General features: G+C 38.3%; 24 protein-coding genes and 2 riboswitches. Of the genes, 13 read left to right on the plus strand and 11 right to left on the minus strand.

The features are described 5' to 3' along the window. Positions 1 to 8 precede the first annotated feature (8 nt). Positions 9 to 989 carry a nuclease-related domain-containing protein gene (locus AA0X95_RS08235; RefSeq protein ID WP_413307703.1) on the minus strand — a complete coding sequence of 327 codons (981 nt, stop codon included), beginning with the start codon at positions 987 to 989 and terminating at the stop codon, positions 9 to 11. Between the two features lie 275 nt (positions 990 to 1,264). Here AA0X95_RS08235 and AA0X95_RS08240 point away from each other — a divergent pair, with 275 nt between their 5' ends. Then, a complete protein-coding gene (locus tag AA0X95_RS08240) occupies positions 1,265 to 2,104 on the plus strand; it encodes a pirin family protein (protein ID WP_413307706.1) in 840 nt (279 codons plus the stop codon). Positions 2,105 to 2,161: 57 nt separating this feature from the next. On the opposite strand, the gene AA0X95_RS08245 is transcribed toward AA0X95_RS08240, so the two are convergent. After that, a complete protein-coding gene (locus AA0X95_RS08245; protein ID WP_413307709.1) occupies positions 2,162 to 3,673 on the minus strand; it encodes an MDR family MFS transporter in 1,512 nt (503 codons plus the stop codon). A gap of 200 nt (positions 3,674 to 3,873) precedes the next feature. Between AA0X95_RS08245 and AA0X95_RS08250 the strand changes: the two genes are divergently transcribed. Continuing rightward, on the plus strand, positions 3,874 to 4,740 hold the full coding sequence (locus AA0X95_RS08250) for an aldose epimerase (RefSeq protein ID WP_413307712.1): 867 nt from the start codon (positions 3,874 to 3,876) through the stop codon (positions 4,738 to 4,740). A gap of 50 nt (positions 4,741 to 4,790) precedes the next feature. Here AA0X95_RS08250 and AA0X95_RS08255 read toward each other — a convergent pair whose 3' ends face one another. Further along, a complete protein-coding gene (locus AA0X95_RS08255) occupies positions 4,791 to 5,174 on the minus strand; it encodes a VOC family protein (protein ID WP_413307715.1) in 384 nt (127 codons plus the stop codon). Between the two features lie 20 nt (positions 5,175 to 5,194). Next, on the minus strand, positions 5,195 to 5,758 hold the full coding sequence (locus tag AA0X95_RS08260) for an FAD-dependent oxidoreductase (protein ID WP_413307718.1): 564 nt from the start codon (positions 5,756 to 5,758) through the stop codon (positions 5,195 to 5,197). Positions 5,759 to 5,922: 164 nt separating this feature from the next. On the opposite strand from AA0X95_RS08260, the gene pxpB reads away from it, so the two are divergent. The 3 genes from pxpB to AA0X95_RS08275 are packed head-to-tail and all read left to right on the plus strand — an operon-like array spanning position 5,923 to position 8,361. Beyond that, positions 5,923 to 6,666, plus strand: coding sequence for a 5-oxoprolinase subunit PxpB (gene pxpB / locus AA0X95_RS08265; RefSeq protein WP_413307721.1), 744 nt, complete (start codon positions 5,923 to 5,925; stop codon positions 6,664 to 6,666). Beyond that, positions 6,653 to 7,420: a LamB/YcsF family protein gene (locus AA0X95_RS08270; RefSeq protein ID WP_413307724.1), complete on the plus strand. Its 768-nt coding sequence runs from the start codon at positions 6,653 to 6,655 to the stop codon at positions 7,418 to 7,420. Before pxpB ends, AA0X95_RS08270 begins: the two co-directional genes overlap by 14 nt. Then, positions 7,417 to 8,361 carry a biotin-dependent carboxyltransferase family protein gene (locus AA0X95_RS08275; RefSeq protein WP_413307727.1) on the plus strand — a complete coding sequence of 315 codons (945 nt, stop codon included), beginning with the start codon at positions 7,417 to 7,419 and terminating at the stop codon, positions 8,359 to 8,361. The genes AA0X95_RS08270 and AA0X95_RS08275 overlap by 4 nt, the downstream gene beginning before the upstream one ends. Positions 8,362 to 8,672: 311 nt before the next feature. Here the strand turns inward: AA0X95_RS08275 and AA0X95_RS08280 are convergent, their stop codons facing one another. The 3 genes from AA0X95_RS08280 to AA0X95_RS08290 all read right to left on the minus strand — a co-directional run bounded on the left by AA0X95_RS08280 (position 8,673) and on the right by AA0X95_RS08290 (position 10,868). Next, positions 8,673 to 9,077: a hypothetical protein gene (locus AA0X95_RS08280; protein ID WP_413307730.1), complete on the minus strand. Its 405-nt coding sequence runs from the start codon at positions 9,075 to 9,077 to the stop codon at positions 8,673 to 8,675. Positions 9,078 to 9,238: 161 nt separating this feature from the next. Then, positions 9,239 to 10,435, minus strand: a complete 1,197-nt coding sequence (locus AA0X95_RS08285; RefSeq protein WP_413307733.1) for an MFS transporter — start codon at positions 10,433 to 10,435, stop codon at positions 9,239 to 9,241. Positions 10,436 to 10,454: 19 nt separating this feature from the next. After that, positions 10,455 to 10,868 carry a MarR family winged helix-turn-helix transcriptional regulator gene (locus AA0X95_RS08290; protein ID WP_413307736.1) on the minus strand — a complete coding sequence of 138 codons (414 nt, stop codon included), beginning with the start codon at positions 10,866 to 10,868 and terminating at the stop codon, positions 10,455 to 10,457. A gap of 183 nt (positions 10,869 to 11,051) precedes the next feature. Then, a riboswitch (cyclic di-GMP riboswitch) is annotated at positions 11,052 to 11,137 on the plus strand. Between the two features lie 79 nt (positions 11,138 to 11,216). Here AA0X95_RS08290 and AA0X95_RS08295 point away from each other — a divergent pair. Continuing rightward, a complete protein-coding gene (locus AA0X95_RS08295) occupies positions 11,217 to 11,480 on the plus strand; it encodes a hypothetical protein (RefSeq protein ID WP_413307739.1) in 264 nt (87 codons plus the stop codon). A 61-nt stretch (positions 11,481 to 11,541) separates the two neighbouring features. On the opposite strand, the gene metH is transcribed toward AA0X95_RS08295, so the two are convergent. From metH to AA0X95_RS08315, 4 genes are read right to left on the minus strand one after another with little or no spacing between them, the layout of a single operon-like run. Next, positions 11,542 to 14,991 (minus strand): methionine synthase, encoded by a 3,450-nt coding sequence (metH, locus tag AA0X95_RS08300; protein ID WP_413307742.1) that lies wholly within the window; start codon positions 14,989 to 14,991, stop codon positions 11,542 to 11,544. Next, the gene (locus AA0X95_RS08305; protein ID WP_413307744.1) at positions 14,969 to 16,837 is read right to left on the minus strand and encodes a bifunctional homocysteine S-methyltransferase/methylenetetrahydrofolate reductase; all 1,869 of its coding nucleotides are present in this window, start codon (positions 16,835 to 16,837) and stop codon (positions 14,969 to 14,971) included. Before AA0X95_RS08305 ends, metH begins: the two co-directional genes overlap by 23 nt. Positions 16,838 to 16,839: 2 nt before the next feature. After that, on the minus strand, positions 16,840 to 18,027 hold the full coding sequence (metC, locus tag AA0X95_RS08310; RefSeq protein ID WP_413307747.1) for a cystathionine beta-lyase: 1,188 nt from the start codon (positions 18,025 to 18,027) through the stop codon (positions 16,840 to 16,842). Next, a complete protein-coding gene (locus AA0X95_RS08315; protein WP_413307750.1) occupies positions 18,027 to 19,139 on the minus strand; it encodes a methionine biosynthesis PLP-dependent protein in 1,113 nt (370 codons plus the stop codon). Before AA0X95_RS08315 ends, metC begins: the two co-directional genes overlap by 1 nt. A 140-nt stretch (positions 19,140 to 19,279) precedes the next feature. After that, positions 19,280 to 19,397, minus strand: a riboswitch (SAM riboswitch). A 361-nt stretch (positions 19,398 to 19,758) separates the two neighbouring features. Here AA0X95_RS08315 and AA0X95_RS08320 point away from each other — a divergent pair. The 7 genes from AA0X95_RS08320 to AA0X95_RS08350 all read left to right on the plus strand — a co-directional run bounded on the left by AA0X95_RS08320 (position 19,759) and on the right by AA0X95_RS08350 (position 26,647). After that, a complete protein-coding gene (locus tag AA0X95_RS08320; protein WP_413307753.1) occupies positions 19,759 to 21,699 on the plus strand; it encodes an asparagine synthase-related protein in 1,941 nt (646 codons plus the stop codon). Positions 21,700 to 21,714: 15 nt separating this feature from the next. Continuing rightward, complete coding sequence (locus AA0X95_RS08325) at positions 21,715 to 21,879, plus strand: paeninodin family lasso peptide (RefSeq protein WP_413307756.1); 165 nt, start codon at positions 21,715 to 21,717, stop codon at positions 21,877 to 21,879. Between the two features lie 82 nt (positions 21,880 to 21,961). Continuing rightward, positions 21,962 to 22,900, plus strand: a complete 939-nt coding sequence (locus AA0X95_RS08330) for an aldolase (protein WP_413307759.1) — start codon at positions 21,962 to 21,964, stop codon at positions 22,898 to 22,900. After that, a complete protein-coding gene (locus AA0X95_RS08335; protein WP_413307762.1) occupies positions 22,887 to 23,165 on the plus strand; it encodes a lasso peptide biosynthesis PqqD family chaperone in 279 nt (92 codons plus the stop codon). Before AA0X95_RS08330 ends, AA0X95_RS08335 begins: the two co-directional genes overlap by 14 nt. Positions 23,166 to 23,197: 32 nt before the next feature. After that, positions 23,198 to 23,671 carry a lasso peptide biosynthesis B2 protein gene (locus AA0X95_RS08340; protein WP_413307765.1) on the plus strand — a complete coding sequence of 158 codons (474 nt, stop codon included), beginning with the start codon at positions 23,198 to 23,200 and terminating at the stop codon, positions 23,669 to 23,671. Further along, on the plus strand, positions 23,668 to 24,837 hold the full coding sequence (locus tag AA0X95_RS08345; RefSeq protein WP_413307768.1) for a nucleotidyltransferase family protein: 1,170 nt from the start codon (positions 23,668 to 23,670) through the stop codon (positions 24,835 to 24,837). The genes AA0X95_RS08340 and AA0X95_RS08345 overlap by 4 nt, the downstream gene beginning before the upstream one ends. Positions 24,838 to 24,847: 10 nt before the next feature. Beyond that, positions 24,848 to 26,647, plus strand: a complete 1,800-nt coding sequence (locus AA0X95_RS08350) for an ABC transporter ATP-binding protein (protein ID WP_413307771.1) — start codon at positions 24,848 to 24,850, stop codon at positions 26,645 to 26,647. The last annotated feature ends 209 nt before the right edge of the window (positions 26,648 to 26,856 follow it).

Below are 26,856 nucleotides of genomic sequence, written 5' to 3' on the forward strand. Positions count from 1 at the left end.
ATTTAGTTTTAGGAAGGAAATTTATTCAAAAAGTAAACTCGAGCTTTATTTGTCCCAATGAAATCAAGGTTCGCGGAAGTTAATAATCTTTTCGCGAGATGCCTGTTAGATTTATTTAATCGAACAAACTTCCGAAACTCACTATTTGTTATTTTCAAATCAACCAACAAAAAATAGTCCATAAGTGCTTGAATATGTGCGTCTTTTGAATAGGCTTCGCAGGAGGGGCAGTACCACTGCTGTTTTTTACGAACAAGATGAAGATGCTTGCAGAAAGGACAGTGGACGCCAGTTAACAAATCTGTTTCTTGAATACCATATTTTTTTAGTATTTGAATAGTAGGAGGAGTATTCATTTTCAGTAGGAGTCTGCCAAACTTACGGAGATCTTTTTTAGTGAGGATGGGTTCAGTGAACGTTTTTTCCACTTGTTCAATCCGATTCAGCATCACATCAGCTTTACAAATTCGAGGTTTCACTTTATATGAATTTTTCCCTGTAACGATGTAGGAAGCGTAACTGTTACTGATGACAACCAAATCCACGATTGGAACAGGTGGGAAATGATGAGTCCGAAGCAGTTCTTGGATATATTTTTTGTGCCGTTCTGCTTGTGCAATCGGATAATCGTAACCTTTTTCTTTATCATTGTTATTTTGGATAAACTGTTCATTATCAGTATCGAAGGTTAATTTCCCAGCCATATTTTTCACATCAATAATTAGGCCGAATTCCGGAGTTAATAGAAAAGTGTCAATTTGACAGTTGTAATCACCGTCAGGAAGATTTAAATCGTGGAAAATCATGTACTTTTGTTGCGGAAGCGACCGATAATAGTAGTCAAGAGCTTTCTCACCTTGATAGCCAGCAGAGCGCCTTCCTGCTTCTTCTAAAATTTGCTGATATTTTTCGTGACTTAGAGGTAGACGACGCAATAAAGCCTGTAAGATGAGTAACCTCAACGGAATAGACCTTTCTTTTATAATCAAACATTATCACTCCTTTCATTTTAACTAATAAAATTCTAAAATAAATTGAAGAATCCTGCTGAATTTTATCGAAATTCGAAAAAAATTTACAGACTTAAATTTTATGAGCGAATCTACTGAACTTATGAGCGAATTCCACAGGTTTATGAGCGGATTTTTGCCAGATATGAGCGAATTTAAGTCACTTATGAGCGAATACCAAAACTAGTCCATTTTATTTGATAATACCCCCGAACAGCGCTACCATTAATTTGAATACTAAAGGAGGAAAAATAATGACTTCAATTCAACAAAGGGGTATCGAACGGATTTGGACGGTGGAACATCGCCAAAATAGTCCGATTCATATAGCAGGTATGGTGTTAGATCCAAATAAAATGAAAGAATCCGACCCTTTTCTTTTTTTAGCAGAGGATTGGTTTAAAAAAGGAACATTTGACTTCCACCCACACCGAGGAATCGAGACCGTTACCTACGTCATCGAAGGCAAACTTGAGCATCAAGATAATAAAGCCGGTAAAGGGGAGCTAGAACCCGGTGATGTTCAATGGATGACAGCAGGCAGAGGTGTCATTCACATCGAGGACCCAGCCGAGGGCGAGACCGTACATTCCCTGCAACTTTGGGTGAACCTGCCTCGTGAACATAAGATGGCAGAACCTTGCTATCAAAATCTTCGAGCTAAAGACATGCCAGTCCGTAAAGAAGACGGTGCCTTAATCAGGATTTTCTCTGGCTCCTCAGGTGGCATTCAGTCCGATACGAAAAACTATGTTCCAGTAACTATGGTTGAAATCAACGTGGAACCAGGTGCATCGGTCACACAGGACCTGCAGGGTGAGTACAACGGCTTCATGTATATTTTAGAAGGAAAAGGACTTTTCGGAAAAAATCAGACAGAGGCTGAGAAAGGTCATGTACTCTTGTTAGAAAAAAGTAATCCTAACCAAGAAAGTGAAGTCACAATAAAGGCAGTAGAAAACCTTCGGGTCTTGTTATATGCTGGAAAGCCGTTAAACGAACCAATCGTAGCCAGAGGACCATTTGTCATGAATACCGAAGATGAAATTCGCCAGGCATACCGCGACTACATGGCAGGCAAATTCGCAGAATAGAATAAAATAAGCACTAGGCCACCTCACATCTCATAAAGGTGGTCCAGTGCTTTTCTTTTACCCTTTAGCAGGCTTCTTATTCACTACTACACGCGCATTTCCCATAAAGAAGATAGTAACAGCTGCGATTGCAATTGGAATCAGCGTAAGCAAAAAGGTATGCGTAATGGAATCAGACATTGCGTGAACGATTTTATCTAAAACAAAATCAGGAATCTTTGAGCGCTGTTCAGGTTGGAAAATCTGTCGAGGATCCCCCATTTTGAAATTCCCGGCACCCTGCATCCCTTTAAATGCTTCCTTTAACTGATCTGTAAACATATTGGTTTGCAGCGTCCCGTAAATGGTCACGCCAAGAGTCATACCAAACGAACGTAAAAACGAGTTAGTAGAGTTAGCCGTTCCGCGATACTGTGGTTCCAAGTTGTGCATCGACGCCGTCGGCAATAAGGAGAACGAAAACCCTACCCCAAATCCAACAAGAATCATATAGATTGTTAGTAAGTAACGAGCCGTATCAATCGTCATCGTTCCAAGGAAGTACATACCAAGAACGTAAGATACAATTGAGATAAACATTAAGTTACGATAAGAGGTTTTTGCTAAGAAAATACCTCCTACTGAGCTACCTGCAACAGAACCTAACATCATAGGTGTTAAGATCAACCCTGCATTTTTAGCTGAGCCGCCATAAACAGCCTGGACGAAGATCGGAATGAAGACAGTCAGAATGATAAACGTCCCACCATATAAAAAAGAAAGAATCTGGGATGTCGCAAACAAACGTCTTTTAAAAAGCCAAAGTGGTAGAATAGGTTCTTCTGCCTTAAATTCCGCAATGAAAAAGGCAATAAAGAAAACAAAGAAGCTAGCAAATAAGCCAATGATTTGAACAGAGTCCCAATCGTATTCTTTGCCGCCCAACTCAAGAGCAAACATCAAGCTAACGACGGAAATAACAAGCGTAATCGCTCCAAGATAGTCAATTTTTTGCTTAGAGTGCTGTAAGGATTCATGATAATAACGAACAATTAAAATAATCGAAACAATACCAATTGGAACATTCACATAAAACACCCAGTGCCAGCTAATATAATCGGTAATATACGCGCCTAGCAAAGGTCCAAGGACGCTGGAAGCACCAAATACGGCTCCAAGAAGACCTGTCATTTTTCCACGATTTTCTGGGGGGAAGATATCAAACACGATGGTAAAAGCAATTGGCATCAAGGCACCGCCGCCAATCCCCTGAATCGCCCGGTATATACTTAGTTGAACAATTGACTGAGCAATTCCGCAAAGGGCAGAGCCAATTAGGAATACAACCAATCCGAAAATAAAGAAGCGTTTCCTTCCATACATATCAGAGAGCTTTCCAAAGATGGGCATCCCGGCCATAACTGCTACCATGTAAGCAGAAGTTACCCAAATAAATTTGTCAAACCCGCCAAGGTCGGAAACAATCGTACCCATGGCTGTAGCAACAATGGTGTTGTCCATAGCTGCCATCAAGATGGCAAGTAACAAGCCTGTGACAACGAACTTAAGATTATTGTCTTTCTTAATCAAATTAATCACCCTTTAATTTTCCAAATTGTAAGTAGGTTAAAACAAAAGATATCTCCTTTGCGGTTATTTTAAGGTTTGTCCAATAAAAAAAACTGCTAGATAGTTAGCTAAAGTAATTCTATAAGGCTGGTTGAAAACTTGTCAAATTATAACTAAAATGAATACAATATTGTTTTTACATAGAAGGGACGAATGGGGATATGTATCAGCTTAAGATAATGAAAGAGCAGGAACTCAGTGTATATGAACTAAGTAACTCCGAGTTAGGCAGCTGGCTAAAAGTTGTTCCTGAACGGGGGGGAATTATTACTAACTATGGGGTAAATGGTGAGGAAATACTCTTTTTAAATAAAGAAACACTGTATGATTTTAAGAAAAATATAAGAGGGGGAATTCCGATTCTCTTTCCGATTTCTGGTCAATTAGAAAATGGGGAATACGAGTGGAATGGTGCCGTTTATCAGATGAAAAACCATGGAGTAGCGAGGAATCATCCATGGGAAGTGCTCGATACCCATATAGATGAAACAAAAGCTTCCATAACCTTACGTTTAAGAAGTAATGAAGAAACAAGAACAGAATACCCGTTTGATTTTGAAGTACTATATACCTATACATTAACTCCTGACGAACTATACATTGATCAGGCATATCAAAATGTTTCTGGTGCTGCCATGCCGATCTATGCGGGATTCCACCCGTATTTCAAAACGGCCAGCAAAAACTTAGTTTATCATACCGACGCGAAAACCTATTTAGATTATAACGATATGAAAACAAAGTCCATTCAAAGCTCATTAGATTTAACCAATAAAAAAGAGTCACTCGTCCTCCTAGATGCCATCGAAAAGGAAATCTCATTTAAGCTTCCTGATCGCCAGATGTCCCTTACCATGACATACGGGGAGGAATTTAAGTACGTTGTTTTATGGACCGAACAGGATCAAGAATTTGTCTGTGTTGAACCATGGATGGCAATGACCGATGAACTGAATCAGAAAAAAGAATTAGTGATGGTGAATCCAGGGGAAACGCTGCAAACCACACTTACGATTTCGATAAAATAAAAAAAGGGACTTGAGTCCCTTTTTATATAAAAATATCCCAAGTTTTAGATCTACCGTTGGAAAAATTCGACCTTCTCACCATCAGGGCCTTGTATAAAGAAGTTACGATAGCCGTTAGGGAGAGTGCTAACATCTTCACTAAGAAAGGATACGTCTAGATCCTTTAAACGTGCGAATTCTTCTTCAATGTCATCCACTAAGAAGGCGATATGATTCACGATTCCTTCGTTTGGGAGATTAGGCTTTCCACCTAGGACTAATTCCAACTCTGTTTCGTCAGAGCCATGAAACCCAAGGAAGGCTAAGGTAACAGCGCCGTTTGCAATAGTGAATCTGTCTTTCAAATCCAAGCCAACCACTTCTTGATAAAACGTAAGGGCTGTTTCTAGGTTAGTTACGTAAACACCCACATGGTCCATTTTCTTAACTGCCATTTGGCACCCACCTATCTGTCTTAGGCTTTTAATACATCGTGGTCAACGTAGCGTTCACCGTTTAATTCACTAATTACATTGATCGCTACTTTCGCACCGTCGCCAGCAGTAATAATCGTATGCATGCTCACTCCAGCAACTGTACCTGCTGCCCAAATGCCTTCAATATTTGTTTTTCCAGCAGCATTCACGTCAAGGATTGTCTTGATTCTAGGCTCTGTTCCAGGCTTTGTTGTTAATCCAACTGCTTCAGCAAGGTCAACAGACATTCCCGTAGCTAGAATCACATGTTTTGCTTCGTATTCACCTTGATCTGTTTCTACTTTAAAACCGCTTTCAGTTTTGCTGATAGTTGAAACAGTAGCTTGGACAATTTCTGCACCAAATTTGCTGGCTTGTTTTTTTCCAGTTTCAACAAGGTCAGGTCCTGTAATTTCTGTTACACCATAATGATTTTCAATCCAAGCACGCTTAGTCACACTTTTATCATTATCAACCACTACGGTTTTCTTTCCAGCCTTTGCTGTAAAAATAGCAGCGCTCGCACCGGTAGGTCCAGCTCCGACAATTAACACATCAAACATTTCCAAAACCTCCAATTTTTAAATAGTCACAAAATAAATGTAGCTTAACAAATAGGGAATGTAAAATAAACTGCTCGTTTCAAGATATTTGGTAAACGAAATGTAAAAATAGGTTGAATTATTCTAAGCAAGCAGATAACTTAAAAGCAAAGCAGAACTAAGGGGTGAGAATCATAGAAATCAAACCACTCGGGGATACAGCTATAGTGATCTATTTTGGAGTGAAAATTAGTGAAAAGATTCATAGGGAGATTCGCCAATTTATTGTCGGACTGAACCATACTAGGGTGAAGGAGATCATAGAATGGGTACCGTCCTATACATCCATTGCCATCTATTATCGTCCGGAGGAGATTAGCTATCACACCTTAGTGGAAAAGGTAAAGGACATTTATACCACTTCAAAGCATAATGAACCCTATCATCCCATTGTGTATGAAATCCCCGTATACTATGGAGGTGAAACAGGTCCAGACTTAGCCTATATTGCGCAGCATTGTCAAATAAGTGAAAAGGAAGTTATTTCACTGCACAGTAATAAGGAGTACCTAATTTATATGTTGGGCTTTATACCGGGATTTCCCTATCTCGGAGGGCTATCATCAAAGCTTTCGATCCCAAGGCTTGAACATCCAAGGAGAAGTGTCCCTGCCGGCTCAGTGGGGATTGGCGGTAACCAAACAGGCATCTATCCTTCAGTGGTACCTTCGGGCTGGAGGATTCTTGGTATAACACCACTAAAGCTGTTTACTATTGAAAATTCCACTCCGGCCCTTGTTGCACCAGGCAATTATATAAAATTTATTCCAATCAATTTTGAAGAATATAAAACTATTAAACAATTGGTCGATAGGAAGGAATACAAAGTGAAAACCTACGGAAGGGGGGAGAAACATGAAAATTATTGATCTCAATAGTGATATTGGTGAAAGCTTTGGAGCATTCAAAGTAGGAAATGACGTAGAGGTGTTAAAGTATATATCTTCTGCAAATATAGCCTGTGGCTATCATGCGGGTGACCATAATGTCATGTTTGAAACAGTCAAACTTGCCCAAAAAAACGGTGTGAAAATAGGGGCGCATCCAGGATTTCCTGATCTTGCTGGATTCGGCCGAAGAGAAATGAATCTTTCCACGAGGGAAATATACAATCTAATCATTTATCAAATGGGGGCCTTACAAGCTGTATGCAAGGCAAATGGAGCGTCTCTTTCCCATGTCAAACCCCATGGTGCCTTATATAACATGGCGGGTCAAAGGAGGGAGATAGCAGATGCGATTGCTGAGGCGATTGTTGCCCTCGATTCAAAACTAGTACTGTTTGGTTTGGCGGGAAGTGAATTAATAAAAGCAGGGCGGCAAAAAGGGCTTCAGGTTGCGGAGGAAGTGTTTACAGACCGTACCTATCAGCCAGATGGAACATTGACATCAAGAAGAGAAAACAACGCATTCATTCATAATTCTTGCGAAGCCATTCAGAGAGTGGCTCGGATGATTACTGAAGGGAAAGTGAAAGCAGTAGATGGAACCGACCTTGATATTCAGGCTGATACAATATGTGTACATGGCGATGGACCAAAAGCTGTAGAGTTCGTATCCGAGTTAAGGAAGGCATTGGCACAAGAAAATATCTTTCTTCGAAAAAGCTGGAGCGAACAATGAAAACAGCTATTTTTAAAGTAATAAAACCAGGATTGCAAACGACTATTCAGGATTTGGGGAGAGTGGGCTATCAACAATTTGGAATCAGTCCATCTGGGGCAATGGACCCTTACGCCATGCAGGTAGCGAATATCCTGGTTGGAAATCATCCGGGGGAGGCGGTACTGGAAGCGGCGTTAATAGGACCTGTTTTAGAAGCCTGCCAAAACATCGTCATTGCTATTTGTGGCGGGGACTTTTCGCCGAGGGTAAATCATCGAGAAGTGCCCATGTGGAAGAGCTTTTTGTTGAAAAAAGGAGAGACTTTATCTTTAGCGCCGTGTAAACAAGGTGCACGGGTTTATCTTGCCATAGCTGGTGGAATCGATGTACCTGTTGTTTTAAAGAGTAAATCAACCTCTTTAAATGGAAGGTTTGGAGGATATGAAGGACGCCCTTTACAAAAGGAAGACTTTTTATATGGTGATCCTGTTATTAGGAACTCATTTAAATCACTGTCACCGGAGTTTATTCCAAGCTATAAAAAGCAGCTAACTGTAAGGGTTATTCTTGGTCCACATGAGCAGAGGTTTAGCTCTTCAAGTGTCGAGCGATTTCTCTCAGAAGAGTATGTTGTGACACCGCAATCGAATCGAATGGGTTATCAGCTAATGGGACCAAAGCTTGAACACGTTCAAGGGCCGGATATCATCTCCGATCCCATTCCATTAGGTGGAATCCAAGTACCTGCCAGCGGCCAACCCATCATCCTCATGGCTGACCGACAAACAACCGGCGGCTACACTAGAATAGGAACAGTAATATCAGTCGACATCCCATTACTCGCTCAGGCGGTGCCTGACACCAAAATCCATTTTGTGGAAACCTCTCTTGAGGAAGCACAAAGATTATATGTAGAAAGACAGATTTTCCTGAAGCATTTGTCTCTTGCTGCAAAATAAAAAGAACCATCTTTTCCGTCCTGGGATTGATGGTTCTTGTGTTTAAATTGGTATAAATGATCTTTTTTCGTTTTTGTTGCTCTTGTTCTCATATCGGTAAAAACAAATGGGCTTCGCTTTGCTTCCGGATTCATTTTTCCCTCGCGTGACAGTTTTTCACGTTGCTTTTTGGCTCTTGATTTCGCCATTCTCTTCACTCCTTACACCATGTTTATACTAGTATATACCAATTATTTAAAGTGTAAATAAAAAAGCAAAATGACATTTCCAAAATAGTCATTTTGCCCTTTTTAGGTATATGTAGGGGAAATCTACCTGCAATACCATCTTTTCCAAATTTCTGCAGAGTCTATACAACCGTCGTCATTGCCCCAGCTTCCCTTACTTTCTCTACATTCATCATCATGGCCACCACCGCCATCATGATCGCCATCACCGTTCCACCATTTGCAAAAATCATCCCACCAATCATCATCGTCATGGTGGTCATCATCATATCGATCGTGATAGCCATCATTATTCCAGCTATAAACATGATAATCACCAGCTTTATAATCCTTATTGAAAAAGGAGAAAATATTCGCCAGTGAAAAGGTTTGTAAAAATCCGTACTGGGAAATTGATTTAGTTGTATTATCAGAGGCATAGGCAGAAGTAGGAAGCATGATTGCACATACTAGTAGCAGGATAAAGACTAAACCCTTTATTGTTTTCAAAATTAGAATACACCTCCTTTTTTGTGAATTCCTTATTTAATACGAAAATGTTCCTTATAAAGAATTTTATTATATTTTACTATTTTTGTAAATGAGTTTAACGAAGGGTTGTATAATAAAAAATCCCCCTATAAATGTAAGTAGGGGGCAAAACGAACAAATTAATTCTCTTGTTTTTTCAATTTTGGTACAGACGCTTGTTTCTTGGTATGCAGAAAGTAATAAAGTACTGCACCGATTAAAATATAGAAGGAACACATGAAATATAACGAGCTATAATCTATTTTAGCAGCAAGTAAACCTACAACGAAGGAGCCTAGAGCAATACCTGTATCATAGATAGATAAGAAGGTCGCTGTAGCTAAACCTCTTTTTCGAGGTTCCGCATCTTGGATAGCGATGGTTTGGAAGGTAGGAAAAAGTGTTCCCCATCCTAATCCAATCATACCTGCTGAAATGAGGAATGTGACTGCACCACTGCTTTGGCTTAAGACAAACATCCCAATTGAGAAAAGCAAAATAGAAGGATAAGATATAACGTTTGGTCCATAAAGATCGAGCCATTTTCCAGTGAATGGTCTAGATAGTAAAAGAACCATTGCATAGACCACAAAGAAGAGACTAGACACACTAGCCAAATGAATTTCATTTGCATAAATTGAAACAAATGAAAGAAGGGCAGAATAGACAATCGCTAGGAAGCTTCCAACAATCGAAATAGGAATGGCAGATGTCTCAAAAAGATTTTTAAAAGAAAAAGCAGAAGCTGCTTTTGGCTGATCAAGCTGCTCTGAATGATTCAATTTAACAATTAGTCCTGTAATAAGAGAACCGAAAGCAACAATAACGCTGAGAATAAATAGGGTGTTTGGTCCCCATTGTTGAATAGCCATTAATCCTACAAATGGTCCTAAAACCATGGCCATATTCGTTGACATGACGAAATATCCCATACCTTCTCCCCTGCGTGAAGCTGGAATAATATTAGCTACAATGGTTCCGACTGCTGTTGTTGCCATACCGAAACCAACACCATGAAGCAGACGAATAACTAGAAAACCGCCGACTGTTTTAGGGATAAAGTAAAGAAGAGAGGCGGCAGAGAAAATAATGAGCGCCGATAAGAGCACTTTCTTATTACTCGCGCGTTCGAGCCACTGTCCAGCAAGCGGACGTGAGATGATGGCGGATAGTAAAAATACGGTCGTCATTAATCCCGCGACAGATGCACTGCTATGTAATTCATCCAAGGCATAGGTGGGAAGCGTGACGAGCAGGATATAAAAAGTTAAGAAAAGAAAAAAATTACTTAAAGATACACTAATAAAATCCTTCGTCCATAGTTTGGGTTTGTTCATAGATGTGATGCACACTCCTTTATAAAAGATGCTTTAACCAGCTAGATTGCAGTGACAGTAATTCCTCTTGAGATGTTTGTGGAAAATGCTTCAGTAATGTTTGGTTGACCTCGTTCACAACACTTTCCCATTCGGGATATAATTTCAATGCCTCTTCTGTTAATTCGATATACTTTGACCGTTTGTCCTGACCTTGAACTTGCTTCACATATCCTTGTTTGACGAGACGCTGTATGGTTCTAGTCATTGGAGGTGCTTCAACAAATAGATAATCACAAAGTTCTCGTTGGGTTAACGATCCTTTGGTTTTTAAAACAAAAATAACGGCCCATTGCGAACCGTACAAGCCCATTGGCGATAAAGCTTCATTGAGTTTATTGGTGAGATGGCGTGAAAGCTGGTGAAGAGTATGGAATAATTCGTGGGTTATCATAAATGCACTCCGATACTTCAAATAATTAGTTACCTAGGTAACTATAGTGTATTTATTATTAAATGTCAAGAAATGTACACAGGGGCATAAATACTCATAATTTGTTAAAAAAATCAATTTTTTTGTAAAAAATTGACGAAAAACGTTGAATTGTTCCTAGTTAGATTTTACTATTAAGGTATAAAGTGAAAAAGGCAAACTTTTTGAAAAAAAAAGGACGCAAAGCCACGAGTCTAAGGTCATATGACTATGATAGTCGGGTTGCCAAAAAGAACAGAATCTAATGTTTAAATAAAACTTCTACGGCATTACGGTTTGTTAGTCCACCTCTTTTTGGAGGCTTTTTATTTGTTGGAAAATAAACATAAAGGGATGGGTGGGAAATTGAAGATGTTTTTTGGTTCTATTGAATATTTTGAGAAGGAAATCACGAGGTTTGCAAAAAAGGAACGCTCTGTTCATTTGTCACGTGAACAAGTGATGGAAATTTACTCTGAAATGAAAGACGAATTAATGAATGATTTTATTTGTGATGAGCGTATTAAAAAAGAGTGCATACATAATCTAAATCTTGCAAGTCAAAGATTCCTACATAAATATCAGGCTGTGTAATGATGAACCATATGTTAAAAAGAGTGACTATAAAATAGTCACTCTTTTTACATGGAGATGCTTATCTTAACACATTAAAATATCTTGCTTCTGGATGGGCAAAAACCATTGCAGAAACAGAAGCTTCCGGTTCCATCATGCAACCATCTGTTAATTGAATTCCAATTTCTTCAGGCTGAATTAATTTAAATAACTTTTTCTGATCCTCTAAATCAGGACAGGCTGGATAACCGAAGGAGAATCGTTGTCCTTGGTATTTAGCAGCAAAGCGGTCCTGCATGGAAAAATCAAGAGGATCCGGGAAGCCCCAGCGGTCACGCATTTGACGGTGGATTAATTCAGCAAAGCCTTCTGCAGTCTCGAGTGCTAATGATTGGAGAGCATGGCTCTCAAGGAAACGACCGTCCGCCTTGAATTCATCCGCTTTTTCTCGAATCCCTCTACCTGCCGTTACGGTAAAGAAGCCAACATAATCCATCACACCACTGTCAACAGATTTTAAGAAATCCGCTAAACAAAGATGTGGTGCGGAATCCTGACGTGGGAAATCAAATGTTTCAATAATTTGATCATGATTTTCAGGATTATAAATATAGATCTTGTTTCCATCCGCCTGTGCCGGGAAAAACTGATATACGGCATTCGGTGTAATCCAATTTTCACGGGTTGCATCTGAAAGCAGTTGGTCCACAACCTCCTTAACTTTTACAGCCTTTTCATCTTTTTCAGCAAGCAGGTTCGCGATTTTCCCCTTTACACCAAGATGATGCCCAATAAGCATTTGCATATTGATGTATGGCTCAATATGGGAAAGCGAATAAGTTTTTAAAACATGCCTTTTTGTATCCAGTGGCGTAAAGACTGGTGCCTCTGTGGATATAGCCGGCTTCACTTTCACTGCAACAGATCCTGTAGAGCGGACAGGTAACTCTCTTGGTACCTCTAATGCAGCCAGCTTTTCCGCCTTCTCATCCAACAGCTTTTGGTGTTCCTCTGGGTTTTGCAGTTGGTTTGCCAGTGATAATCCATTCATCGCATCCTTCGCATACAAAACAAGTCCATCATATTCCTTAGCAATCTTCGTATCGGTAAACTTACGAGATAGAGCAGCACCGCCGACTAAGATAGGGAGTGAAATGCCAGCATCTTTCATATCCTGTGCCGTTAACACCATTTGCTGTGCAGATTTAACCAGTAAACCGGATAATCCAACCATATCTGGTTTTTCCCTAAGAATAGCTTGAACTAAATCGGTTGGATTCACTTTAATCCCGAGGTCTATCACATCATAACCATTATTGCTCAGTATAATGTCTACAAGGTTTTTACCAATATCATGGACATCACCTTTTACAGTCGCTAAAATAACTTTGCCTTTTGTCGCAGATACATCTCCTTTTTCCATATGCGGCTCTAAATGCGATACCGCGGCCTTCATCACTTCTGCACTCTGTAAAACCTCAGCAACAATTAATTGGTTATCATTAAAAAGTCGCCCAACTTCTTTCATGCCATCCATTAACGGTCCATTAATGATATCAAGCGGGGCAGGATAGCTTTCCAGCGCCAAATCCAAATCTGGTAATAATCCTTCTTTCGTGCCCTCCACAACATAATAAGCGAGACGCTCTTCTAAAGTCATGTTTGGAACCGTGCTCTTCGCCTCTTTCTTTTTACCACGGTAAAACTCCGTAAAAACAGCTAAAGTCTCATCAGTTGTTTTAAATAACAAATCCTCCGCTAATGTAACTTCTTCCTTAGAAATGGAGGCAAAGCGCTCCAACTTTTCCGTATTCACAATGGCGTAATCCAAACCAGCCTGTGTACAGTGGTAAAGGAATACCGAATTCAAAATTTCTCTGCCAACAGGTGGCAATCCAAACGACACATTACTAATCCCAAGAATCGTTTGTACTCCTGGAAGCTGCTCCTTGATTAACCTAATACCTTCCACAGTAGCTTTAGCCGAACCAATATATTGCTCATCACCAGTACCTACAGGAAAAACTAATGGGTCAAATATCAAATCCTGTGGTTTGAGTCCATATTTGTTTACCAACAAATCATGAGATTGTTTAGCAATCTCAAGCTTGCGCTCGGCAGTAACTCCCATACCTTCCTCATCGATGGTACCGACAACAACAGCTGCACCGTAACGATGAATCAAAGGAATAATCGCTTCAAAGCGTTCCTCGCCATCCTCAAGATTTATTGAATTAATAATCGCTTTTCCTTGAGAATATTTGAGTGCTTTTTCAATAACCTTCTCATCGGTTGAGTCAATTACAAGAGGTACCTTAACTTTTTTTACGACCTCTTTAATGAAATTTTCCATGTCCACGATTTCATCGCGGTCAGGGTCAGCAAGGCAGATATCAATGACATGAGCGCCGCCTTTCACCTGTGCCCGTGCAACTTCTGATGCCTCTTCAAATTTCCCTTCAGTGATTAACCGTTTGAATTTACGAGAGCCAATGACATTCGTACGCTCTCCCACCATGATTGGACGTAGTGTAGGGTCATCGTAAACAAATGGTTCAATACCTGATACCATGTGAACAGAAGATGGCTCATATCCCCGCGGCTGATAATTTTTCATTGCTTCAGAAATAGCTTTAATATGTTCAGGAGTCGTGCCACAACAGCCGCCGACAATATTTAACCAGCCATGCGCAGCAAAATCAGACAGCTTTTTCGCAAGGATCTCTGGTGTTTCATGATAGTGTCCTTCTTCATCAGGCAGACCCGCATTCGGATAACAGCTAACGGCAGTTGTCGCAAGATTGGAAAGGGAACGAATATGATCCTGCATAAACTCAGGACCCGTTGCACAGTTCAGTCCCACTGCAGCTGGTTTCATATGCTCAACTGAAATATAGAACGCTTCGATGGACTGTCCAGCAAGAGTGGTACCCATTGGTTCAATCGTACCTGAAATCACAATTGGAAGAGTAGTTCCTGTTTTTGCAAAAGCACTTTGTATACCAGCAAAACCGGCTTTGACATTCAACATATCCTGGCTTGTTTCAAGTAGCAGCAAATCAACACCACCGTCAATTAAGCCAATCGCTTGTTCCTCGTAACTTGCCGCAAGCTCATCAAATGTCGTTCCCCCGGTTACGCTTAGTGTTTTTGTCGTCGGGCCCATTGATCCTGCAACAAAACGTGGCCAGTCCTCAGAATATACCTTTTGCACCTCACCAATCGCAATCATCGCAGCAATTTTATTTATTTCATAAGCTTTGTAGCCGAGACCGTATTCATCAAGCACGAGGCTAGTTGCGCCAAACGTATTGGTTTCAATAATGTCTGCTCCTGCCTCAAGATATTCTCGGTGAATATTGGCTATAACTGAAGGAGCAGTTAAATTCAGGTTTTCATTACAGCCTTCGAATTCCTCTCCGCCAAAATCCTCAGCGGTAAGGTTGACTCGTTGCAGCATCGTTCCCATGGCTCCGTCCATTACGAGGATTCGTTTCTTCAACTGATCAGTAAATGATGTTTTCAGCAATGTTGTTCCCCCTCACTTCACTTGCACGCTGACGGGCATAATGGGCCAGCTCTGCAGTTAATTCGTAACGTAAAAATGGTGTAATTAAATAAATTCCATTAAATAAATCTAGAGCAGCATCAATGAGTGACTTCGTAATAGCAATACCTTCCCGAGCCGCTTTTAGTGGTTGATCGTTTAGCACGGCCATTCGCTCGCGTATCGAATCAGCAATTTTAATCCCAGGCACTTCATTATGGAGGAATTCAGCGTTTTTACTACTTGTCAGTGGCATGAGGCCAATATAAATAGGTGCCTTAAGGTGTTTGGTATGTTCATAGATTTCAATCAGTTTTTCTTCTGAAAAAACAGGCTGGGAGATGAAATAATCTGCACCAAATTGAATTTTCTTCTCAAGCCTTTTAACAGCCTTCTCGAGTGAGCGCACATTTGGATTAAAAGCTGCTGCCACACTAAAGTCGGTTTTTTGTCCTAAGTCTTTACCGGAAAAAGACAAACCTTCATTTAGTTGCTTAATCATCTGAATTAACTCAAATGATGACACATCATAGACAGATGAAGCACCGGGGAAATCTCCTACTCTCGCAGGATCGCCCGTAATCGCAAGTACATCATTTAGCCCGAGGGTATGGAGCCCCATTAGGTGGGATTGTAAGCCAATAATATTCCGGTCGCGACAGGCAATGTGAATAAGCGGTCGCATGCCTAATTTTTCCTTCACTAAATATCCCAATGATTCATTGGAAATACGCACAGTCGCAAGGGAATTATCAGCTAGAGTAATAGAATCAATTCCTGCTTCTTTTAATGCTTTGGCTCCTTCGAAAAACTTGGTCGTATCTAGCTTTCTAGGAGGATCTAATTCTACGATAACAGATGGTCTCTCTTTCACAATCTCTTGTAGGGGAGCATACTCCCTTATAGGAGAGGGAGCTGGTTCAACCACAATCTGCTTTGGTTTTAATTTTACTATTTTTTCAGTAATTGGAACACTATTCTTTAATTCCGCTGCAAAGCCTCGAATATGTTCTGGAGTGGTACCGCAACAGCCTCCAATTAAACGTACCCCTTGCTCACGGAACGCTTTTGCCGAGTTTCGGAAATAATCTGCATCTCCCTCATAGTGGAACTTTCCGTCCGTATAGGCAGGGAGACTGGCATTTGGATAGGCTGATAGAAATGCATGTTCAGGTATTTCTATCTGTTCCAATGCTAGAAGCATATGATGGGGGCCAAGCCGGCAGTTCAGACCGACGACATCGGCTCCAAGACCTTCAAGCCGTTTTAAGGCATCATTGACAGGAACTCGGTCCTGCAAAAATCCTGGCTCCTGATGGGAGACTTGTGCAATGATGGGCAGGTTGGTTTCCTTTCTAGCAATGGTTAAAATCGTTTCAAGTTCTTCTAAATCGTAAAAGGTTTCAAGTAACAAACCGTCTACGCCTTCAAGGAGAAGGCAATACAATTGTTCGCGGAAGCTTCGTTTTAATTCTTCAATGGTGATTGAATCCGGTTTAATTCCTCGATTCCCGCCAATCGTTCCAAGGACGTATGCTTGTTTATTTGCAGCGGCTCTTTTAGCAATAGCTACGGCAGCACTGTTAATTTCCTTTACAGAATCCTCCAAACCATATCGCTGTAGCTTTAAATAATTGGCGGCATATGTGTTGGTCTGAATGACATCAGCACCGGCATCAATATATGCTTGATGGATCGACTGGATATGTTCTGCCTGGGAAAGGTTTAGTTCCTCTAAACAACTATCCTTTCCGTACGAATACAATAAAGTACCCATGGCTCCATCGGCTATTAAGATTTGATTTTTTAATTTTTCTAAAAAGCTCATCGCTATTCTCCCCGCTCGAATACTAATTGACTTCGATTAACTTTCTCAAACGCTTGGGAAAAATCCTTAATTAGATCATCTGGATTTTCAAGTCCAACCGATAGTCGGACGAGGCTATTAGTAATCCCGCGTTTTTCTCTTTCCTCTTGCGGCATGGCGGCATGTGACATTTTCGCCGGATAGGAGAGAATCGATTCGACTGCTCCCAGGCTGACAGCGAAAACAGGGATTTCTACATTGGCCAAAAAGGTTCGGAGCGCATCTTCACTTTCTAATTCAAACGATAAGACAGCTCCCGGCCCCGCTGCTTGCTTGTTCTGGATGTGATATTGTGGGTGACTTTCGAGCCCAGGATAATGCACCTTTTTCACAAGCGGATGTTCAGCTAAAAATTCTGCGAGTTTAATAGCTGATTTCTGCGATTGTTCTAGACGAACATGAAGTGTCTTTATCCCTCTTAGCACGAGCCAAGCATCTTGGACGCCCAATATAGCACCAAATCCATTCTGTAAAAAGCCTAATCTTTTCGCCAAGTCTTCATCCTTAACCACAGCGAGACCCGCCACGACATCGCTATGCCCAGATAAAAATTTCGTTGCGCTATGCAGGACCACATCAGCCCCTAATTCCAAAGGCTTTTGATGAGAAGGGGTAAGAAACGTATTATCAACAAAGGTTAACGCGTCAATTTCCTTTGCTAAACTGCTAATTGCCTCAATATCAGTCACTTTCATTAATGGATTGGAGGGTGTTTCCACATATAACGCTTTTGTATTTGGCTGAATCGCTTGTTTTACTTCGTCTAAATTGGTCATATCCACAAAGGTATGTTCAATACCGAGCCGGGAAAGGACCTGTGTGACCATCCGGAACGTACCACCATACACATCTTCGGTAACGATAATATGATCCCCAGCTGAAAGCAGAAGGAACGCAGTAGAAATGGCGGCCATACCAGAAGAAAAAGCAAAGCCTTTTACACCACCCTCAAGTTCTGCAATCACATCCTCAAGCGCTTCTCTTGTTGGATTTAAGCTGCGACCATAATCGTATTTACCGAACTGGTCGAAATCAAATTGGTGGAAGGTGGATGCATGCTGAATGGGAACACTAACCGCACCCGTTGTCGGGTCCACTTTATGCTGATTATGAAGAAGTCTGGTTGCAAAGCTATATTCTTCGTGTGACATTACGCAATCACTCCTTCTTTCACATTTGCGAAAGCCTTTTTCAAGTCTTCAATTAAGTCTTGTGCATCTTCAATCCCGACGGAAAAACGCAATAATCGATTACATACTCCGGATTGAATTCGAATTTCTTCCGGAATATCCGCATGTGTTTGTGTAGCAGGATACGTAATAAAGCTCTCCGTTCCACCGAGACTTTCTGCAAATGTAATAAGAGATAATCCTTGTAGGAATGGATTTACCCATGCTTCAGCTTTTACTCGGAAAGAGACCATTCCGCCGCGTCCAGGATATAGAACATCTGTCACTCCTTCATGATTGGAAAGAAACTCCACCACCGCTTTTGCATTTTTTTCGTGTCTGTCCATTCGAAGCGACAGGGTTTTCATTCCGCGCATTAACAGCCAGGAATCGAACGGGCTAAGTACACCACCCGCACCATTATGATGAAAAGCTAATGCTTCACATAGTTCCTTTCCTTTAGCGACAATCAATCCTGCAAGTACATCGTTATGACCACCCAGGTATTTCGTTGCACTATGAATAACGATATCAGCCCCGAGTTTAATCGGTTGCTGTAATAGTGGGGTATAGAAGGTATTATCAACAATCAAAAGAATCCCGTGCTTCTTGGCAATTTGAGAAACAGCGGCAATGTCCGATTGCTGCATGAGGGGATTAGTAGGAGTCTCCAAAAAAATGGCCTTTGTTTGTGGAGTAATCTTCCCTTCGATTTCTTCTGGACAACAGGTATTTACATATTGAGTGTTTAATCCCCATTTTTTAAAGCCTTGTTCTAATAAGCGATAGGTACCGCCATATAAATCCTCGCTTACCAGCCATTCATCTCCCGATTGAAATAAGGAAAGAATCGTGAAAATAGCAGCCATACCTGAACTGCAGGCAAAACCTTGATCACCAGCTTCTAAATCAGCAATTGTTTTTTCCAGGAGCTGACGCGTTGGGTTCCCTGTTCGACTATAGTCAAACCCTGTTGATTGTCCGATGCCTTCGTGTCGATAAGCAGTAGAAAAATAAACAGGCGGGTTCACTGTACCTGTTGCAGACTCGCTGCGGTTTCCAATTTGGGCTAGTTTCGTGTCAATTTTGTACATAATGCACACTCCTTAAAGTTTGATGTAATTAGGGTTTAGATTGCCTACTTTAATGCTACAGGGCGTTAAAGCTTTCAGATAAATAAAAAAAGTCTTCTTATAAGAAGAAGACTTTTGTATGTACGACACACTTGTCATTCTTCTTATCTTGCAAATTAGTAAAATTTGCAGGACTTAGCACCTTTTCAATGAACAAACCATTCATTGAAGGTTGCTGAGGCGTCGCAGGGCCATTCCCTCAACCTCTCTTGATAAGAAATCAATTATTTAGATTATTTATAAAATTTACTACAGATTGATGGGGATGTCAATTTGTTTTTAACTATTGAGGAAATTTGAGTTATACAACGGAGAGACAAAATATTTATTTTATTATCTTAAAATTTGTTGACAGTAATAGTTTATGGATTTATTATTAGTTATAACGAACGTTCTTGATAAAGAACCAGTATAGGTGATATGTTACATAGAAAGTAGTTTTATTAATTAAATTACGATAAATGTCAGGAAAAAAGGATTAGATTTGATTCCTGATATTTAAGTATGGCTTAACTGTTCTTTTTAGTGAACATGTGAATAATAGACGTTATAAATTTTTATAGCCTGGCAGGAGGAAAAGATGAGCGCAATAGCCGGAATTTATCATTTGAATGATGAGCCTATCAATCTAGAACATGGGAACAGGATAATGAAAGCACTAGAAAAATATCCGGCCGATGATATTCAAACTTGGCATAACGACAAAGTCTTCCTTGGCTGCCATGCACAGTGGATCACACCTGAGTCTCTTGGTGAAAAGCTCCCGTATTATGACCATGATCGAAAACTAGCGATTACTGCGGATGCAATTATTGACAATCGTGAAGAGTTATTTGAGAGATTACAAGTTGATAAAGGGAAAAGAAAAGATATCACTGATAGTGAACTAATCTTACTTTCCTATTATAAGTGGGAGGAAGATGCACCAAAGTACTTAGTTGGTGATTTTGCTTTTATGATATGGGATGAAAAGAAGCAGAAACTTTTTGGGGCTAGGGATCCTTTAGGATATCGTACTCTTTACTATTATAAAGAAAATTCTAGTTTCACATTCTGTACTGTTATTGAACCTATTATATCTTTGCCCCACGTTAATAAGATACTAAATGAGAAATGGTTAGCTGAATTTTTGGTCTTATCCTTATTAATTGATACCGTAGATGCTACGATGACACCTTACTTAAATATTAATCAAGTCCCACCATTTCATAGTATAAAAATTGAAAAAGGTAAGATAAACATATCAAAATATGGGAAATATTTTTCAGATAAAAAGATTAAATTTAAAAAGGATTTTGAATATGTTGAAGCTTTTCAGGAGATATTCAATAAAGCGGTTAAAGACAGGCTCAGAACACATCGGAATGTAGGCTCCCATTTAAGTGGAGGGTTAGATTCAGGCGCAGTTGTTGGATTTGCTGCTAAAGAGCTAAAAAAAGTAAATAAAGTATTACATACCTTTAGTTATATACCACCAGGGGATTTTATTGATTTTACATCCAAAAGATTTATGGCAGATGAAAGGCCATTTATTAAAAAGACTGTCGATTATATAGGCGGAATTAATGACCATTATTATGATTTTGAGGGAATAAGTTCGTATACAGAGATAGATGAAATGTTAGAAGTCAATGAAATGCCCTATAAATTTATTGAAAACTCTTTCTGGCTAAAAGGAACTTTTGAAAAAGCAAGTTTAGAAGATGTTAGAGTATTGCTTAATGGGGATGTGGGTAATTCTACAATTTCTTGGGGGAACTCAATGAACTATTATGCAGTACTATTGAAGAGGTTGAAATGGATTAAACTTGCAATGGAATTAGACCAGTACAGTAAAAAAGTTGGTGGAGCAAGGTTTGGGAACCTTCCTATAATTGCACGGACAGCATTCCCCTATTTTAAGAGATTCCAAGGTATACCAAATTCAGTAATGCGAATTGTTAACTTAGAATTTGCAAAGAAAACACTAGTCTTTGAGAAACTAAGAAGTTTTGGAATTGATGATTCAGGTTGCGTTATTTCTAATGATATACACGAACAGAGAAAAGTAATTTACGATTATATTCATCCTTATAATGCTAGTAACACACTTTATTCAAAATTGTCCTTAAAATATTCAGTTTGGAAACGTGATCCTACTAGTGATTTAAGAGTTGTACGTTTTTGCTTTGCTGTACCTGAAGAACAATACGTTATGAGTGGCATGGATCGTGCATTGATTAGAAGATCTACAAAGAACATTCTACCAGATGATATTAGGCTTAACCAGAAAATTAGAGGTATTCAAGCAGCTGATTGGATTCATAGGATTACTCCAGATTGGGACAACTTACTGTGTGAAGTTAAACAATTAATTAAAGATAAAAGGGTAGATAAGTTTATTGATAAAAAAGAAATAAAAATAGCATTAATGAGATGTGAAAAATCAGGCCCTATTATAGAGGATATAGGTAATATGGACTATAAGTTAATAATAAGATGCGTTGTTCTATATCGTTACTTAATAAATAATTTCTTTTGAAAGGGGGTGAAATAATTGAAAAAGACATGGAAGCAACCTACATTAGAAACTTTAGATGTAAAAATGACTATGTGGAATCTTTGGGGTACAAAGCATGATGGTGCATGGACAGAAGATCTTAGTAATACAGTTCCAAACCCAAATGGCGATGGAACAATGGCAGAAGCACAAATGAGTTAATTTTAAACTTACTGATATTCAAATAGCCCTCAAAAAAATTTGAGGGCTGTTTGGTAGAAGAGGGTATGATGGAGTGAAATAAATGTTAAAAATAGAGAACAAAAAAATTTATAAGGCCTTTGGTTTTTCAATAAGTAGTGAAATTCCCTTTTTAGAGTTACATAGTATGGAAAAAGATAATAATTCAGATTTTGATATAGAAATAAGTATTAATGATCTTACCGAAAAGTGGTTCAGTGTTACCGATAACAATTATGGATTCTTAATGAGTACAAATATTGTCATGTGTAAATTTGAAGATTTTGCAATTTTTAGTATAGAAGATGGGAGAAAAATCACCGTTTCTCCATTGAAAGATTTTGATAAGGACTTAGCACGTTTAATAATTTTAGGAACCTGTATGGGAGTTATTTTAATACAAAGAAAAATACTACCTTTACATGGAAGTGCAGTAGAGATAAATGGAAAAGCATACGCAATTGTAGGGGAATCAGGTGCTGGAAAATCTACACTTGCATCTGCCTTTTTAAGAGAAGGCTATAATCTGCTCACTGATGATGTTATTTCATTGTCTTTATCTAATGAAAATATCCCATTGATAACACCATCCTATCCAAGTCAAAAGCTTTGGGAAGATAGCCTAAATCATTTTGGCTTAGATAAAAATATTTACAATTCTCTTTATGGAAGAAAAACTAAATATAGTGTCCCTATAGTAGGCCAATACTCTGATAAAACGATACCATTGGCTGGAATTTTCGAGTTAACTAAGACTGAAAATGAAAAAATTGAGTTGGTGGGAATAAAGGGGTTAGAAGGTTTTCAGACTATCTATAAAAATACCTATCGTGAATTCCTCATTCCTCATTTGGGTCTTTTAGATTGGCACTTTAATCAATCAGCAATTATTCTAAATAAAGTTAATTTATATAGGTTAAGTAGGCCTATTTCGAAATTTAGTGCTTCACAATTAGTTTCAACAATATTAAAAACAATAGGTGATAAAAATGATTATTTATAGTGAGCAGACAATTGAACAATCTAAGGATATTATAGTTAGCAAAATGGGAGAAGAAAAGGTCATGTTAAGTATTACAAACGGCAAATATTATAATTTAGGTGAGTTAGGTGGAGATATTTGGGACCTGCTTAGTAATCCCAAACCTCTAAATCAATTAGTTATGGAATTGGTAAAAGTATATGATGTTGAACAAAATCAATGTGAAGAACAGGTAAAACTTTTTTTGGAACAACTCTTGGAAGAGGGATTAATAAAATTAGTATAATCTAATTTTAATGGATAAAGATGGGGATATAAATGAATCTAGTAAGAAAAGTAGGTATATTTTTGGGATTAGATTTTTTAATGAAGAAGTTGTTGTTTGAAGCATTTATTTTACTAGGCTGGGCTAGAATTCAGAAATCGAGAAGTTTTTTGAAGGTTTCTCCTTTATTAGGTGAGAAAATGGAAGAAACTCCATTTATCTATAATGATAAGGAACATAAAATGGCTAGGAGAGTAGCTGAATCCATCCATTTAATGAGTAAATATACACTTTGGGAAAGCCAGTGTCTTGTAAAAGCCATTGCAGCTATGAAAATGTTAGAGAAACGTGATATAGAAAGCACATTATATTTAGGTACATCAAAAGATACGAACGGAAAGTTAATTGCACATGCATGGCTTCGGACTGGACCGTATTTTGTTACAGGCTATGAAGGAATGGAGAAATTCACTGTCATTAGTAGTTTTGCTAAAAGAATAAAAGGTAGTAGGGGAGAATTGTCATGATAAGCAATTTTAAACTTGATATATCGAGAGTTCCAAGAGAGTTAAAACTAATCTTTAAAATGATAAAAAATGATTATATATCTGAAGGTTGGTTTAGAGACATTGATTGGAATGAATTCTACAATCAAGCCTTGCATCATAGAGTTTTCCCCTTACTATATCCAATCCTAATATCCAAGTATAAAAAAAATATTCCAGAAAAGTTGTTAGACAAAATTGGTAGTAGATATAGATCAAACGTATTACAGATGCTTCACCTAACCAGCCAGATGGAAAAACTCGCTAAATTATTTGCGGAAAATAATGTTCCACTTATTTTCTTAAAAGGACCAGTATTGGCAAAAGAACTTTATCAAGATATTTCTCTCAGAACTTGTGCTGATTTAGATGCTCTTATTCACATTCAGGATGTAGAAAGAATTGATATTATCCTTCAAGAACAGGGTTTTAAAAAAAATGATTATATTCAGACAGTCCTTAATGATTGGAAATGGCGACATCATCATGTTACCTATTTTCATCCAAAGAAAAATTTGAAATTTGAAGTACATTGGAGATTGCATCCAGGTCCGGGAATAGAACCAAGGTTTAAAGAACTTTGGCAAAGAAAGAGAGTTTGTTATTTTTCTAAAAGTCCTGTCTACTATCTTGGAAGAGAGGATTTATTTTTATTTCTAGTTTCTCATGGTGCACGCCATGGATGGTCAAGAATTCGTTGGTTAGTAGATATCCATTATAGTTTATTCCAATCAGAGGAAATGGAGAATCTGCCAATACTCTCAAAACAACATAATAACTCTCATCTAGTTAGCCAAGCTTTAATCCTTTCTAATCAATTATTTGGGACTGAAATTAGTAAAGTATATTCTAAAAAATTTAATATGGAAAAGTCAAGCAAGCTAGCTCAACAGGCAATATTTTATTTAGAAAGAATGGTCAATTTACATACAGACCCTGTACCTAAAGATATTTTCCAATATCATAGCCGCCACTTATATTCATTGATGTCCTTTCAGCAAAAAATACTCTACATTTTAAGCACTCTGCATCCTTATCCGGAAGATGCCCAAACCCTACCACTTCCTAAGAATCTCCATTTTTTATATTTTATATTAAGACCATTTTTGTGGTTATGGAGAAAAACAAGGAAGTTAGCATTATCCTAGGAGGGTATATATGAAACAATTATTATTTTTTACTAAGCAGATTCACTATTTTGCAGGAAGAAAACTTTATCTTAATTTATTATCTATGACTCTAGTCAGTATTTTTGAGGGAATAGGAATATTTTTATTAATTCCGCTCATATCTTTAACCGGAATTATACAAGTAAGTACAAATAATTCTAAGCTCCTTTCATTTTTATCTAACATTTTTAACGCTTTTCCCCAAAAAGTTAGTCTTATAATTATTCTTTTTAGCTATGTACTATTAATTACAGGGCAAGGTTTGTTTCAAAGAAGCCAAATGATAATGAATGTAAAAATACAGCAAGGATACTCTCTTTATTTAAAAGAAAATACTTACAAATCTCTGTTACATTCTAACTGGGGATTTTTTGTAAAAAAAAGGAAATCCGATTTGATAAATATGATTACTGTTGAAACTGGTCGGGTAGTTGGCGGGGTTCAAATGTTCTTGCAATTTCTATCTTCCTTAGTTTTTTCATCTATACAATTAATTCTGGCTTTTTGGCTATCGCCACAATTGACAATTTCAGTTTTGGTATGTGGAGCGTTACTTCTTTTTTTCTCTAGAAGGTTTATTTACAAGTCATCAGAGTTAGGAAAGGAAACCGTTGAACTATCAAAACAATTTTTTGCAGGCGTGACAGATCATCTAAACGGAATTAAAGAAATTAAGAGTAATAACTTGGAAAATCCTCACATTAAATGGTTTAACTCAACCAGTAGGGAACTTGAAGAAAATGTAATTAAGCTTGTTAAACTAAGGAATTTTTCGCAACTAATTTCTAAAATAGTTTCAGCTGTTTTATTGGCATCTTTTATATTCTTATTTTTAGAAATGTTTAAAGTACAAGCTGCACAGCTCATGTTAATTATGGTTATATTTTCAAGATTATGGCCAAGAATTACTGGAATTCAAACTAACCTTGAACAACTTAGTTCTGTCCTACCTTCTTTTAAAGTAGTACTTGATTTGCAAAGGGAGTGCACATTAGCAAAAGAACTAGAAGAAGGTAATCATAGAGAGTGTAAATACTTATATTTTCAAGAGGGTATTGAATGTCGTGATATTAGCTTTAGATATAGTCCTTCTGACAAAAACTATGCACTTAAAAATGTCAATCTTCTGATTAAAGCTAACCAAATGACTGCAATTGTTGGTCCATCTGGAGCTGGAAAGAGTACATTAATTGACATCTTAATGGGACTAAATGATCCAGAACAGGGCGATGTATTTATTGATGGATTAAAATTAACAAGCGATAACCTTTTTGCATTGAGAAGATCATTAAGTTATGTGCCGCAAGATCCTTTCTTATTTAATACTACTATTAGGGAAAATTTATTGTTAATTGTACAAAATGCATCTGAAGAAGAAATTTGGAAAGCTTTAGAATTTGCTGCAGCTGCGGATTTCGTAAGGAAGTTTCCAGCAGGACTTGATACACTCATAGGTGATAGGGGAATTAAACTTTCTGGAGGAGAACGTCAAAGGTTAGTTTTGGCACGAGCAATTCTACGTAACCCATCAATATTAATTCTAGATGAAGCAACAAGCGCACTGGACACAGAGAATGAATCCAAAATCCAAGAAGCGATTGAAAAATTAAAGGGTAAGATGACTATTATTGTTATAGCCCACCGGTTATCAACCATTCGCAATGCTGATCAAGTAGTGGTTCTGGACAAAGGAGAAATTATCCAACAGGGCCAGTTTAGTCAGTTGGCAAATGAAAAACGGGGGATGTTCAGTCGATTGTTAAAGAAGCAAATGGAGGTTAGTGTTTAATAGTTTTAATTTTATGTAAAATATAGAATTTTTATTAAAAAACAAATTGACATGTTCTTTATAATGAACTATTATAGCTAATATAAACTACGGATTTAGTAGACTTCATATAAAAATATTATGATTTTACTAAGTAAGTATTTTTTTGTCTAATATGTTCTTTATTTAGAACTTTCGGTTCTTAAAAAAGTCGAAGCTAAAGGTGGTTT

Source organism: Neobacillus phoenicis (assembly GCF_047302305.1).
Classification (GTDB): Bacteria; Bacillota; Bacilli; order Bacillales; family Cytobacillaceae; genus Neobacillus.

What these genes read in the sequence shown, in the direction of transcription:
- AA0X95_RS08250 (WP_413307712.1), top strand. Translation starts at nt 3,874, where the DNA reads ATGTATCAGCTTAAGATAATGAAAGAGCAGGAACTCAGTGTATATGAA.
- AA0X95_RS08255 (WP_413307715.1), bottom strand. Translation starts at nt 5,174, where the DNA reads ATGGCAGTTAAGAAAATGGACCATGTGGGTGTTTACGTAACTAACCTA.
- AA0X95_RS08240 (WP_413307706.1), top strand. Translation starts at nt 1,265, where the DNA reads ATGACTTCAATTCAACAAAGGGGTATCGAACGGATTTGGACGGTGGAA.
- AA0X95_RS08315 (WP_413307750.1), bottom strand. Translation starts at nt 19,139, where the DNA reads ATGTACAAAATTGACACGAAACTAGCCCAAATTGGAAACCGCAGCGAG.
- AA0X95_RS08350 (WP_413307771.1), top strand. Translation starts at nt 24,848, where the DNA reads ATGAAACAATTATTATTTTTTACTAAGCAGATTCACTATTTTGCAGGA.
- AA0X95_RS08270 (WP_413307724.1), top strand. Translation starts at nt 6,653, where the DNA reads ATGAAAATTATTGATCTCAATAGTGATATTGGTGAAAGCTTTGGAGCA.
- AA0X95_RS08335 (WP_413307762.1), top strand. Translation starts at nt 22,887, where the DNA reads ATGATTATTTATAGTGAGCAGACAATTGAACAATCTAAGGATATTATA.
- AA0X95_RS08340 (WP_413307765.1), top strand. Translation starts at nt 23,198, where the DNA reads ATGAATCTAGTAAGAAAAGTAGGTATATTTTTGGGATTAGATTTTTTA.
- AA0X95_RS08290 (WP_413307736.1), bottom strand. Translation starts at nt 10,868, where the DNA reads ATGATAACCCACGAATTATTCCATACTCTTCACCAGCTTTCACGCCAT.
- AA0X95_RS08285 (WP_413307733.1), bottom strand. Translation starts at nt 10,435, where the DNA reads ATGAACAAACCCAAACTATGGACGAAGGATTTTATTAGTGTATCTTTA.
- AA0X95_RS08260 (WP_413307718.1), bottom strand. Translation starts at nt 5,758, where the DNA reads ATGTTTGATGTGTTAATTGTCGGAGCTGGACCTACCGGTGCGAGCGCT.
- AA0X95_RS08275 (WP_413307727.1), top strand. Translation starts at nt 7,417, where the DNA reads ATGAAAACAGCTATTTTTAAAGTAATAAAACCAGGATTGCAAACGACT.
- AA0X95_RS08345 (WP_413307768.1), top strand. Translation starts at nt 23,668, where the DNA reads ATGATAAGCAATTTTAAACTTGATATATCGAGAGTTCCAAGAGAGTTA.
- AA0X95_RS08330 (WP_413307759.1), top strand. Translation starts at nt 21,962, where the DNA reads ATGTTAAAAATAGAGAACAAAAAAATTTATAAGGCCTTTGGTTTTTCA.
- AA0X95_RS08305 (WP_413307744.1), bottom strand. Translation starts at nt 16,837, where the DNA reads ATGAGCTTTTTAGAAAAATTAAAAAATCAAATCTTAATAGCCGATGGA.
- metC (WP_413307747.1), bottom strand. Translation starts at nt 18,027, where the DNA reads ATGTCACACGAAGAATATAGCTTTGCAACCAGACTTCTTCATAATCAG.
- AA0X95_RS08320 (WP_413307753.1), top strand. Translation starts at nt 19,759, where the DNA reads ATGAGCGCAATAGCCGGAATTTATCATTTGAATGATGAGCCTATCAAT.